Origin of the sequence: Bacillus capparidis (assembly GCF_017832095.1) — a bacterium.
GTDB classification, from domain to species: domain Bacteria; phylum Bacillota; class Bacilli; order Bacillales; family Bacillaceae; genus Bacillus; species Bacillus gobiensis.
In genome coordinates, this window is the sequence record NZ_JAFDST010000004.1 from 207,178 (window position 1) to 219,177 (window position 12,000).

At 37.3% G+C, this 12,000-nt stretch carries 12 protein-coding genes and 2 pseudogenes; 5 read left to right on the top strand and 9 right to left on the bottom strand.

The features are described 5' to 3' along the window. Positions 1-254: 254 nt before the first annotated feature. Positions 255-845: an MOSC domain-containing protein gene (locus JOC74_RS16665; RefSeq protein ID WP_053605849.1), complete on the top strand. Its 591-nt coding sequence runs from the start codon at positions 255-257 to the stop codon at positions 843-845. Positions 846-882: 37 nt separating this feature from the next. On the opposite strand, the gene JOC74_RS16670 is transcribed toward JOC74_RS16665, so the two are convergent. The 3 genes from JOC74_RS16670 to JOC74_RS16680 all read right to left on the bottom strand — a co-directional run bounded on the left by JOC74_RS16670 (position 883) and on the right by JOC74_RS16680 (position 3,387). After that, entirely contained in the window at positions 883-1,632 is a 750-nt protein-coding gene (locus JOC74_RS16670) for a sporulation protein (protein WP_053605848.1), read from the bottom strand. Between the two features lie 153 nt (positions 1,633-1,785). Next, on the bottom strand, positions 1,786-2,235 hold the full coding sequence (locus JOC74_RS16675; protein ID WP_053605847.1) for an SgcJ/EcaC family oxidoreductase: 450 nt from the start codon (positions 2,233-2,235) through the stop codon (positions 1,786-1,788). A gap of 75 nt (positions 2,236-2,310) precedes the next feature. Continuing rightward, positions 2,311-3,387, bottom strand: coding sequence for an NAD(P)H-dependent flavin oxidoreductase (locus JOC74_RS16680; protein WP_053605846.1), 1,077 nt, complete (start codon positions 3,385-3,387; stop codon positions 2,311-2,313). A 118-nt stretch (positions 3,388-3,505) separates the two neighbouring features. Between JOC74_RS16680 and JOC74_RS16685 the strand changes: the two genes are divergently transcribed. Together JOC74_RS16685 and JOC74_RS16690 are read left to right on the top strand one after the other, a co-directional pair. Beyond that, positions 3,506-4,375, top strand: a complete 870-nt coding sequence (locus JOC74_RS16685; RefSeq protein ID WP_053605845.1) for an RNA polymerase sigma-70 factor — start codon at positions 3,506-3,508, stop codon at positions 4,373-4,375. A gap of 87 nt (positions 4,376-4,462) precedes the next feature. Continuing rightward, positions 4,463-4,921: a carboxymuconolactone decarboxylase family protein gene (locus tag JOC74_RS16690; protein ID WP_053605844.1), complete on the top strand. Its 459-nt coding sequence runs from the start codon at positions 4,463-4,465 to the stop codon at positions 4,919-4,921. Positions 4,922-5,454: 533 nt separating this feature from the next. Here the strand turns inward: JOC74_RS16690 and JOC74_RS16695 are convergent. The 6 genes and pseudogenes from JOC74_RS16695 to JOC74_RS16715 form a co-directional block, all read right to left on the bottom strand. Continuing rightward, positions 5,455-6,087: a type 1 glutamine amidotransferase family protein gene (locus JOC74_RS16695; protein ID WP_053605843.1), complete on the bottom strand. Its 633-nt coding sequence runs from the start codon at positions 6,085-6,087 to the stop codon at positions 5,455-5,457. 35 nt (positions 6,088-6,122) lie between these two features. Further along, positions 6,123-6,368: pseudogene (locus tag JOC74_RS16700) on the bottom strand (hypothetical protein); the annotation flags it as partial. A 63-nt stretch (positions 6,369-6,431) separates the two neighbouring features. Next, positions 6,432-6,833 carry a DUF3139 domain-containing protein gene (locus JOC74_RS16705; RefSeq protein WP_053605842.1) on the bottom strand — a complete coding sequence of 134 codons (402 nt, stop codon included), beginning with the start codon at positions 6,831-6,833 and terminating at the stop codon, positions 6,432-6,434. Positions 6,834-6,852: 19 nt separating this feature from the next. Beyond that, positions 6,853-7,002: pseudogene (locus tag JOC74_RS23660) on the bottom strand (transcriptional regulator); the annotation flags it as partial. Positions 7,003-7,191: 189 nt separating this feature from the next. Further along, a complete protein-coding gene (locus JOC74_RS16710; RefSeq protein ID WP_053605841.1) occupies positions 7,192-8,409 on the bottom strand; it encodes a sugar efflux transporter in 1,218 nt (405 codons plus the stop codon). Positions 8,410-9,329: 920 nt separating this feature from the next. Next, the gene (locus JOC74_RS16715) at positions 9,330-10,109 is read right to left on the bottom strand and encodes an arylamine N-acetyltransferase family protein (protein WP_053605840.1); all 780 of its coding nucleotides are present in this window, start codon (positions 10,107-10,109) and stop codon (positions 9,330-9,332) included. Positions 10,110-10,354: 245 nt separating this feature from the next. Between JOC74_RS16715 and JOC74_RS16720 the strand changes: the two genes are divergently transcribed. Beyond that, positions 10,355-11,095, top strand: coding sequence for an SDR family oxidoreductase (locus tag JOC74_RS16720; RefSeq protein WP_053605839.1), 741 nt, complete (start codon positions 10,355-10,357; stop codon positions 11,093-11,095). A gap of 532 nt (positions 11,096-11,627) precedes the next feature. After that, positions 11,628-11,996, top strand: coding sequence for a MerR family transcriptional regulator (locus JOC74_RS16725; RefSeq protein ID WP_053605838.1), 369 nt, complete (start codon positions 11,628-11,630; stop codon positions 11,994-11,996). Positions 11,997-12,000: the final 4 nt, after the last annotated feature.

A 12,000-nucleotide genomic window follows, 5' to 3' on the forward strand; every position in this document is an offset into this window, starting at 1 on the left:
TAAACGTAAAGCTTAGATCACCAAATGAAGATATTTCTGCTGCAATTGCACGATTACAGCATGGATTTGCACAATTCTTTCCGCTTTTTGCACAATTGGCTGAAATAATTGCACAAGTTCACGTCATAATTGCATTGTTACGGGGGATAATTACACAGTTCCACTCAATAATTGCACAATCCCTAGTTTTCAACCGAATTGAATTTTCTGGTATAATTTATCTAACTAAAATTTGGACAAGGAGAAAAGTACATATGTGGAAATCTTATGAGGCAGCAATTGAAAGCTTATATATAGCGGAAAAACAAAATACATTTGTAACTGAGCCCATCAAGCAGGCTGACCTTGATTACGGCGGCATTCCCGGTGATCTGCACTTCGGCCTTACGAAACTCGCAGGTGCAAGAGAACCGATGTATCCCAGAAAAACAAAGATTTTTAACCGCCGGCAAATTTCCATTGTTTCCGTAGAGGAATGTGCTGAGATTGCAGACATATTGGGAGTAGAAAAAATCCTTCCTGAATGGCTTGGAGCAAATATCGCCATCAGCGGTTTCAGTCATTTTACGCAGCTCCCTGAAGGAAGCAGAATTGTATTCCCGAGCGGTGCCGGCTTAGTGTGCGAAGGAGAAAACCACCCTTGTGTTCAGCCAGGAGAAATCATCCAACAGGCTTATAAAGATGAACCAAAGCTGGCTGCAAAATTCGTAAAGGCTGCTTATGGCAGAAGAGGAATTGTATGTGTCGTAGAGTGTCCAGGCAAAATCAAAGAAGATGATCAAATCGAAATCATTTCCTATCAGCCGCCTAAATTAAAATTGGATCCGCAGTTAGTCAAAAACTAAGAGAGAAGCAGAACCTGTTTATGGCCCTGCTTCTCTTTTAGGAGTATCTGTCGATGACATCGGATAGTTTATCAGTTAACGTTGATACATCATTTGGACCATACGTGAAACGAACAATGTTTTCGTCCATTTCGAGGGCTTCAAACAGAAATCCGCCCTTCCGATCAACCTGAAGGATAACTTCTACTTGATATTGAGAAACGAAGAATATCGCTTCCAGTTCATCTAACCGGCCTCTATACCTTCCGCTTGCCGGCGTAAATTCAAACTCTTGGACGAAAGGCGTTCTCTGCCTTAAATAACGCGGCGCTTCCTCGCAATCTACTTTATGTATGCGGAATCCTAACGTTTGAGCAGATTGCAGAAAAGCATTTACTAACGGATGAGGCAGAATTTGAATGTAGTCACGATCTTTCGGGTCGATCGCGTTTTTAATGTCCAGCCCAGTTTGAATCCAGACCTTCGTTTTGCCTTTCGTTATCGGAACATCGTAAGGCAATACAAATCGGAAAGAAACATTTTTGGTTTCATTAGGAGAAATCACAAAAGGGTCAAGCAGCTTATGGCGGAATAATTCAATCGTATCTTCATACTTTTTATCGTTTGACTCCCGGGTATAAGTACTAAATACGGAAAGATAGATGTCATCAATGTTTTGTTCCGTACTCCCTCCTTGAACTTCCACTGTACCTTCCACTTCTTCACCAGGTTCAAATTCAGTTTTTAATAATTTAGTTTCAACTCTGGCAGAACCAATGCCAACAGAACTCAGAAATTTTTTCAGCATGTAAAGTAAATACCTCCAGTATAGATATTTTTCATCCCTTAATTAATTTCAACAGTTCTCGTAATTCCCCTCTTAGAAAAAAAATGATAATAAAAAGTCTCCCACCTAGAAGTGTAAAAAGTCCAGATGGGAGAGCTTGATGTAATTGGTAACTCACGTAATCTGCTCTCGCAATTCTTCAGTCATTTGATCGACTAATTCGGGCATGCCATGAAACTGGGCAAGAGTATTCTGAAACAGCTGGATACGCCATTTTCCATCGATATTTTCGACAACTAGAGTCTGGTGTGTGTTAACTTCAGGATTGAGGTCTGATTCTCCGCGAGGCACCATCCCTGCTATCGCACGTAAAATGGCTGCATTTGTACCTAAAAAACGCAGCTCCTTCACTTTGCTTACAAACCGGGCAGTCGGGTGATCCTTAAAAATCGGCTTAAGGTGGGAAAATATCTCTTCCGGTCCGATCGAATGACTCCCGTCAAATCCGATACTTTCACCATCCTCGGCAAACAGATCCGCCATTCCACGAGCATTGCGATCATTCCACGCTTCTATCAACTGCTGATAGATCGCTTTGATTTCATTCGATTTTGACTCTGGCATCATCATTCCTCCTGAGATAGGCATTATTATCATTTCCCAATTTATCGTAAGTGCATATCCTACCCTCAGTCAAAGTTAACAAAAGCTCTTCTCTTTTATCATGTGATCAACTTGACTAACAATTTCGCTCATAATGTCTCTGGCTGATTTGTTTTTGCTTAATCTAGGTGCTTGTCCGGACCACATTGACATCCATTCCGGCCTATTCTGTTTCGCTGCTTCTTTTCTAATATCATTGGTTAAGGTGTTTTGGGCAGGATAAGCCAGCAGTTTATCTTCATGTCCTTTCATAGCTTGAATAAATTGATTATCGATACCTCTGGCAGGCTTGCCGCTAAAAGCTGAGGTCATTACTGCTTTCTCTTCTGATGTATTTAATATCGCTTCTTTATGTTGTTTTTTGGCACCGCTTTCTAAACATGTAACGAAAGCTGTTCCCATTTGGACACCTTGAGCTCCCAAAACTTGTGATGCGAGAACACCTCTTCCGTCCATAATACCGCCGGCTGCAATTATCGGTGTATGAATATGGTCTGCTGCTTGCGGAATCAAAGCCATTGTCCCTATCATAGCGTTCTCAAATGGGACAGAAAAAGTACCTCTGTGCCCGCCCGCTTCACTTCCTTGGACAACGATGAGGTCAACTCCTATTTCCTCATTGATCATCGCTTCCTCAACAGTTGTTGCAGTGCCAATCACCGTAATATTTTCTTTCTTTAAATCCTGAATGAGCTCTTTTGAAGATATTCCAAAGGTAAAGCTGCATACAGGAACTCTTTGTTCTAGAATCACTTCCATTTGTTTTTCAAAAAGAGACTCAGACTGTTCTGGAATATTTTTTGTTCTAATCTGCAATTCTTTCCGAAAAGGTTCTAACAGCTTGTTCGCTTCTTCGATCTCTTCTTTTTTCACTTCTGGATATTCCGGTATAAATACATTCACACCAAATGAGTTGGACGTGAGTTGTTTGATTTTCTGAATGTTCACAGCTACTTCATCTGAGCTCATATAACCTGCACCTAAGGTTCCCAGCCCGCCAGAATTTGAAACGGCAGCGACTAAATCAGGAGTTGTAATCCCTCCTGCCATACCAGCCTGTATGATCGGGTACTCAATTTTCAATCTTTGTGTAACTAGATTGTCATTCCACATTTTTGTAGATTCCTCCTTATCAATCATTTATTCTGTAGTTAGCAAATATCTCCTTCTCGTTTTTTCAGATGTACGTTCGTCAAGAATCACAAACCCATGAAAATAGGTGAAGATAATGATGGAATTAGAAACGTTATATAAGACATATCAACCGCTGCTTTTTTCCATTGCATACCGCATGCTTGGATCCGTTTCCGATGCGGAGGATATCGTGCAAGATTTATTCCTGCGTGCCGAACAGCTTGACACTGAGAAAATAAACGACATAAAGGCGTACCTGACAAAAATGACGGCAAACCGTTGTTTAACCTTTTTAAAATCTGCCCGCAAAAGAAGAGAAATTTACACAGGGCCCTGGCTGCCTGAACCACAGATAAACCAATTGAATCAGCCGGCAGAACGGGCTGAAGCCGAAGAAACAGTTTCTTATGCCTTTCTCGTTTTGTTAGAATTGCTGTCACCTATAGAAAGAACTGTATTCGTTTTGCGAGAATCATTTGAGTATGATTACAATGAGATTGCCAGAATGATAGACAAAACCGAGGTGAATTGCCGGAAGATTTACAGCCGCGCTAAGAGAAAATTAGAGAATGATACGCCGGTCCATCCGGAAAATACTGAACGGGTAAATGACCTTGCAAAAACATTCATTCATGCTTCGAAAACCGGAAACTTTGAGGGATTTATTAATATTCTGACAGAAGACGTTGTACTCATTACAGACGGTGGCGGAAAAGTAAGATCTGCCTTGAACCCAATTGTAACAAAACAGCGCGTTACGGCATTTATTAATGGAATTTCTTCTAAAGGAAGCTTCTCAGGCGAGCTTTACCCTGTAATCGTCAACAGTCAGAGAGGAATCGTGCAAGTAAAAGAAGACCGTCTCATCAGAGTGATTTGCTTTGGGATGGATTCGACCCAAAAAAACATTCAGAGAATCTTTATCGTTTCAAACCCTGATAAACTAAAACATATTCAGCTGCCTTAAGATTTTATATTTTGTTGTCACAAATCAATCCTCTATTTTGTCTTAATTAGTGAAAGACAAAAACTTATATTAATGGAGGAGATCATTTTGAAACAGCGTATAAATCACATGCAGGTAAATCCTGAAGCTATCAAATTAATGCTGCAGTTAGAGGAGTACAAGAATACAACCGGGTTTGACAAAAAATTAATCGAACTGATTAAAATCCGCACTTCGCAAATCAATGGATGCGCCTATTGCTTGGATATGCATACTAAGGATGCCCGGGCCATCGGGGAAACGGAGCAAAGAATTTACTGCTTGAATGCGTGGCGAGAGTCGCCTTTCTATAGTGAATCAGAACGTGCTGCGTTAGAATTAACAGAAGCCGTAACGAACATCTCGGTAAACGGTGTGCCTGATGAGCTGTATGAGCGAGTTCGCGAGCATTTTGATGAAAAACAATACGTCGATCTCGTGTTCCTCATCATGACGATCAATGGATGGAACCGTTTGTCGATTTCAGTTAATAATATTCCTGGAAGCTATAAGCCTGCCACTGTATAGGTATTCCAATAGAAGGGCCGACCCGTAGGAGAAAAAACCATTCTTATAAGGGTCACCTATTTTTTTGCAAATGAAATCAGGGTTTCTTTACATCTAAGATTCACTTAGACCTCTTAAACAATGAATGAAAGTCGATGCTTCCTTAACGTAGGAAAAATCGGCTTTTTTCATATCGAAATTTGCTTAGTGTCCGTTATTAAGACCTAAATCGTAAGAAGTCATAAAAAATAAGATGTGATACATATTATACATGACTAATATGTATCATCCCGTTTACTTTGTTTCACAATCGGCCCGATTCTTGAAAATCGCGCCATCATTATTACCAAAGAAAAAAAGCCCACCGCTGTTTTCAATAAGATTAAAAAGAGATTAAGTTACCAGTTCTATTTATAACAACTTCAGGAGTGCTTTGTAAGTTTTTTACTTCCATAAAAATTTTTAAGTTATATACAAAAAACATGCTTTGACATTGTCTAAAGCATGGTAATTATTTAAACAAATATAAAACTGCTAAGTTGATTTTTTTTAGCTCATCTATTTATTGAATTCATTAACTGAAAGAAATATTCAGGTTGATGAGTCTTATTTAGGTTATACCATGAATGTAATGTATCTGGTGCAAATACATCTAATTTTTTCAGTACTTCCATCGCAAATTCCAAAGGAGCTACTCCTGATGCAGTAACCAAATTCTCACCAGATACCGCAGGTCCCATCTCATAAAATTTTTCTCCTCTATAATTAGGGCAGACCATTTTAATATACTCTAGGTTATTGCTTGTATGCTTTCTAGAATCCAGGTATCCAATATTCGCGAGGCCCTCAGTTGCACCACAAATTGCAGCAACAATAGTGCCAAGCTTTAAAGCTTCGCCAATTTTTTTCAAGATAGGTTGATGAATATCTTCTCTCCAAGTATTCCCTCCAGGTAAAACTAAAAGATCTTTACTCTCAAGAGTACATTCATCAAGGGAAATATCTGGTTTTATGCTCAGTCCTCCCATCGTAGTAATAATTTCTTTATTAGCTCCTACTGTAACTACTTTTAAAGGTGCTAAATCTTTTTTGAAATATCTTCCTGAGTTTAGTTCAGCAATTAAATATCCATATTCCCAGTCTGACATTGTATTAAATACATAAAGATAAACTTTTTTTGTTTGCATCCAATGACACTCCAAATCACAATTGATATAGCCTATTATAATATAACTTCCCTGACAGCTAACGTCAGGGAAGTTATATTACTTGAAGATTCCGACAGAACTTCAATAAGTCTATTCTTAAGACTTATTGGCTCAATAACTTGAATAGATTTACCGTACGGTAAAAGTAAATAAGGTACATATGTATGTATGATATTTTTTTCAAGAAGAAATACTGCTTGATTTGAAGTCCGTTCTTGTAAATAATGTCCTAAATACCAATGTTGGCAAATATAACACAACGCTCGTGTTATTAGTTTTCCACTAAAGTCCCGTTAATTTAAAAATAGTCTTTCAACATAAAATTAGTTTTTAACAGTGCATTTTTTATCCATATGTTTTCTTTTTTCTGTATAGTCTATTTTCCACGCTTTCGTTTGTTCATCATAATATTCACAATGCTGCTGAATTTGCTTAGTCTCTCTCCATTGAATATATAAATATCTTTCTTTCGGATCATCTTTAAATATAACGTATGCAATGGTTCCTTTGATGCGCCCAGTATTATGTTTTAGATTATATGTAGCTTCAATATTAGAAATTTCTTTCTCCGTATATCCTTGTTCTAAAAGATATGCTTTTGTTTCCCTCTTCATCAGATAGTCACTAATAGGATTTCCATTTATTGCTGTATAAACGGCTAAAAATATTCCTAGTAAAGCTAAGATGAAAAATGATAATATAATAGTCCTTTTCTTCTTTTTCAAAACCTCACTCTCCCCTGAATTACTCATTTAACCGTGTGTTTGCTTCTTGTTTATCAAACGAACTAAACCATCGATACTGCTGGTCGTCAATAATTCGATAATGTTGGCTAACTAAATTTTGCTGTAATCGAAAACTCCCTTTTTTATCAATTTCTTTCCACCAGATTCTTTCTAGAGTCTATTAATCTATCTGGCACAATATTACGGATCTAGTCATGTCAGTATGCTTTATATCTTTTTAATCGAGTAGATGCTGCTAAGAACGCTGATATTTCTCGAATGATTTTGTATCGTAAAATGCATGAACAAAGAAATCGACTAGGCACCCATAGAACAAAGGATTTCCAATTGGGCTTGGTCATGCATCCACTTCGCTCGTAACTCCAGTAGGTTTTCCAAGTTGTCTTACTCTCCATAAGATAAAGAACGAGAATATGACAAGTACCAGACACACCCAAAAAACATTACGGTACCCAACAAACTGAGCAATGAAACCGCCACCAAGACTTCCTATTAACCTTCCAATGGTGGCTCCGTTCATATAGATGGTTGTGGTAATTCCTGGTGAATTAGGAAGCAGATCATTGAAATAGCTTAATCCATTACCCATGATAATAGCCACAAACGTTGCCTGTAGGAGCTGCGCTGCGATCAGCTGCCAGGTATGGGTCGACACACTTAAAATGGTGTAATAAATAACAGCGATCAAGCAGCCGTAAATCATTAGGGAATGGTTTGAAATCTTTTTACCCAAAGCACCCAGCACAAGCATAATCGGAATTTCCAAACCAGCACAAATACTGACTACTAATCCGACATCCATATGTGTCCCCTGAAGCTCATTCACAATAAATAACGGTGTGATGATCATACTAATGGTATTGACCACAAACAGAAAGATAAAAGCAATAAGCGGCTGATTGATTTCCTTGCTTTTGAGTGAATAGGTATCTGAACTTTTTTTCTTCTTGGTATTCTTTTGAACCGCTTTTTGTCTTTGCAAAAACAGGTATACAAGAGATGCAGTGATGAGAAAAATGGCGGCTGTTCCTAGAAAGAGACCCTTGTATCCAAGAGATCCCAAAATGACTGTCCCGCCTAATGGACCTATTAGGAATCCTAGAGATATAAGGGACCGTAATGTAGACATCGCAAAAGTATTATCGTCGGAGTTACTTGCGTTTGCCGATTCCTGTGCGGAAGCATAGATTTGCGGTATGGCTGGAGCCCCAAATGCGTTAAAAAGGCAGACAACAATCAGCAGAATAAAGAAATTATGAAATACTAAATAGGAAGCAAACCCCAAAGCAGATGAAATTGTGGCTACAATAATAATCCACTTTCTGTCTACCCCTCTATCTGAATGTTTTGCAATGAGAGAGTTCACGATCACGCCGCTTAACAAAATCACCGCCATGAAAATGCCAAAAGCTCCCGTACTCATTCCAAAATCTTCAGTTAAATATAGAGGTAAATACGGGTTTGTAATAGAAGAACCGATTCCAATCAGCAGTAAACAAATGACGAATAAGCTATATCCTTTAATAGTAAACAGTTTTTTAAACCGTGTATACAAATTTTAGTCCCCCTTTGATGTAATATTACTCATCGAACGATGCAAATTTAAGCGCTTTATTTTTTGTTTTTATTTAACGCTTCTCGTTTGATTGGCTGATATCTAATGAATAGAATAATAATATGAAATCAAATGAGGAGTTACTAATAAATTTAAAGATTGAGCTGTAACGCATCGATTCAACCAGTGCAGAAGTATATGACAAGTTGCGAAAAGACGGCCAACTACATAGCCGATTATTAGGGAGCTTTAAAAAGTCTGATCATATTGAAAAACACAATACATGGATTTTCTGTTTTTTTATGACAAACGTAAGAAAGCGCTTCAATATGTTGAAGCTATTATAACAAATATTAGTAGTGACAAAGCAAACGTTAAATCATTACAAAATGGAAAAGTTGTTGACAAAGATTTACACCAATCGTTGATGATCAAAAAGCAAGAACAATGACTAAACATGATAATGCTCAATAAAAGATATCATAACGGAGAATAAATATGTTGGAGGAGGAAAGTTAGCCTCCCTCCTCCAACATCAAACAAAATAAAAGCCGGCTCAGATCAGAGAGTACGATTTTGAATAGTTTTCCCTTACACAGACTTTCTTGACACAATCTTTCCCCAGCCTATTTTTTCTTAATTATACAAAAAAGCACCCTAAGATAGACCTTTTTTTAAAGTGTCTAGTCTATAGGGTACTTTTTGAAGGAGGTCGTTTTTTTTGCAAATGCTTCTCCAAGTTTTGCATGAATTTTTTAGGATTTATGGTTGTCACCAGATATTTACGCTAAGAAGACACCGATAGTCAAAAGATAAATACTTAATTCTAGTGTACTGAGACCGACTTTAAGTCCAAGCTGCAAAAGATCCGTATTTAAATAAAAATGGGCGTCATACAGAAACGCCCAATCAATCTGTGATTATTCAATTCCAAAGTGTTGTTTTGCTAACTCTAGAAATTTATTTTTTTCAATCTTTTCTTTGATCAGTTTTCCATCAACCCATTGTGTAAAGGAAGTATCGGTTAACGTTACATTTCCTGCGTTTGTAAGCTGGGTGATTAATCGCTGTTTATTAAACGTAGACTCTTCATTTTCGCTAAGAATTTTTTGGATCTGATTAAATTCTGCGACATCGCTTACAGGGCGTTTTGTATCAAAAATATAACCTATTTTCCAATTTGTATCTTTATATTTCCGCTTCATCTCAAGAATATAATCTCCGAAGTCATGATCAGCCTTTTTGATCCGAAATTCACCGTTAGGAGACGATACAGGTTCTCCATTTATAGGAACAGGTCTAAGTGGCAAATTAGCTCCAAAACCAGTATCAACAAGATATGTTTGTTCTTCGTGTTTTAATAAGATTGTGACATGGGTTCTTCCAAGTTGATACCATTTTTGTGTCTCATCATTGTATGTAACTCCACGAACTAAGGCTGCATCAAAGCCATTATCCACTAAGAAAAAATAAAGGCATGAATTTAATTCGTAGCAAAGCCCGCCTTCTTTTTTCACCAGCAGTTTATCTATCAAATTCTCTTTGGTAATGTCACGTGTTTTGTTTTCAATCATACGTAAATTTTCAAAAGGAAATGTTTTTGCCATTTTTTCAAGAACCTTTCCCAACGACTCAAATTTGATTTGTTCGGTTTCGGGAATATCGATCCTTTTACGAAATAATTGATTCATGTCTTTCACTGTTCTAACTCCCCCGATTGTATTTTTCTCATATTACTTTCTAACTTGGCCTGTAATGGTGGATGCAAGCGATCTCATCCCATCTTCATTTAATAATTTCATAGTAAGACGATATTTAATACACAATCAAACAATTGAACTTAATTCACACAAAATTCACATAATTTTCTCACATAAACGTTGACCTAGAGTACACTCCAGGTTCTATACTTAAAAAACCTTGATCTTAGTAAGGATGGTTTGAATTGAGAAATGTTGAAGGTAAAGTCGTTATTATTACCGGAGCTTCAAGCGGAAACGGTGAAGCTGCTGCGAAAGTGCTTGCTAATAATGGAGCTAAGGTTGTACTTGCTGCCAGGCGTGAAGAACGCTTGAAGGAACTTAAGTCAGACATTGAAAAACAAGGAGGAACAGCAGTATTTAAAGTGACTGATGTTGCTTCAGAAGAGGATATGGAAGAGCTTGCCCGTTTTACTCTCGAAACCTATGGACAAATTGATGTTCTAATTAACAATGCTGGTCTCATGCCGCTATCTTATTTACATGAAAAGAAGGTAAGTGAATGGGACCAAATGATTGATGTCAATATTAAAGGTGTGCTTTATGGGATTGCCGCGGTTCTTCCGCATATGCGGGAACGAAAGCAAGGACATATTATTAACGTGTCGTCCGTTGCAGGACACTTAGTCAGAAAGACATTTTCTGTCTATTCAGGAACAAAATATGCAATACGAGCGATTTCTGATGGCTTGCGGCAAGAAGAAGCTGAGAATAACATTCGCATTACAATTCTTTCACCTGGAACAGTGGGAACAGAGTTGTTTCATACGATTACGAATGAAGAAGTCCTACACAGTTTAGATGAGGTTAAAAAAATTGCCATACCTGCAGAATCCATGGCTCATTCCATTCTATTTGCAATCTCTCAACCTGAGTATACGGCGGTCAATGAAATGATTGTGAGACCAACAAAACAAGAAATTTGAGAAAAAAATATTTCATGGGGCTGTCTGAAAAGTCCCTTATCTTTCTTTATATTTACATAATCAAAAACATTATCGCATTAATTATTACAATAGTTACAACCAAGCCGAAGATAAATTTTTTGACAGTGAAAGTCATTTTGCCGTTTTTGACTCCCCTAAAAATTAATAGGTAAATGATAAGTACCACTAATAGAATCGAAGTTTGCATTATATCACCTCTATTGAAGTTCAGTCTAATAAGCTGCCATCCATGACATATGTACAATAAAAATACCACTTGTATGGCCAGTATTTCTAGTCGTAACAGCATCTGCTATCTTAGTAAAATAAACATCTGCTCACCTTTTTTGCAGGTGGGTATTTATTTTAAGTAAAATGAAATTGATTGATTCCAAATTATTTGAGAATATGAAAATACATGCTTAATAGAATCACGTAAATGATATTTATACAATCGTCAAAAATTGAATGGCAGACCCCTTTTTTATCTGATGGTATTTCTAATTAATAATTAATACTGGAGGAATAAAGTATGAACTATTCGATTGGTCAAGTATCAGATCAAACAGGTTTATCAATCCACACTTTGCGATATTACGAAAAAGAAGGCATTATTCCATTCGTTAACCGTAATGATAACGGCATTCGCATGTATGAAACGAAAGACATTGAATTGCTTAAATTTGTCTGTTGTCTCCGCGCTACAGGTATGGCAATTTCCGATTTAAAGGAATTTGTACGTTTGATCATACAGGGAAACGAAACAATTGACCAACGTATCATCATGCTTGAAAAACAAAAAGAAAACTTAAAATCACGAGTAGATCAACTAGTAGCTTATCAAGGTATGATTAATCAAAAAATTAATATTTACAGCGATATGCTGGTTAAGAATAAATAAGAAG

Excerpts from the sequence above, each read along its gene's own strand:
- JOC74_RS16665 (WP_053605849.1), top strand. The coding sequence starts at position 255 with ATGTGGAAATCTTATGAGGCAGCAATTGAAAGCTTATATATAGCGGAA.
- JOC74_RS16670 (WP_053605848.1), bottom strand. The coding sequence starts at position 1,632 with ATGCTGAAAAAATTTCTGAGTTCTGTTGGCATTGGTTCTGCCAGAGTT.
- JOC74_RS16675 (WP_053605847.1), bottom strand. The coding sequence starts at position 2,235 with ATGCCAGAGTCAAAATCGAATGAAATCAAAGCGATCTATCAGCAGTTG.
- JOC74_RS16680 (WP_053605846.1), bottom strand. The coding sequence starts at position 3,387 with ATGTGGAATGACAATCTAGTTACACAAAGATTGAAAATTGAGTACCCG.
- JOC74_RS16685 (WP_053605845.1), top strand. The coding sequence starts at position 3,506 with ATGGAATTAGAAACGTTATATAAGACATATCAACCGCTGCTTTTTTCC.
- JOC74_RS16695 (WP_053605843.1), bottom strand. The coding sequence starts at position 6,087 with ATGCAAACAAAAAAAGTTTATCTTTATGTATTTAATACAATGTCAGAC.
- JOC74_RS16725 (WP_053605838.1), top strand. The coding sequence starts at position 11,628 with ATGAACTATTCGATTGGTCAAGTATCAGATCAAACAGGTTTATCAATC.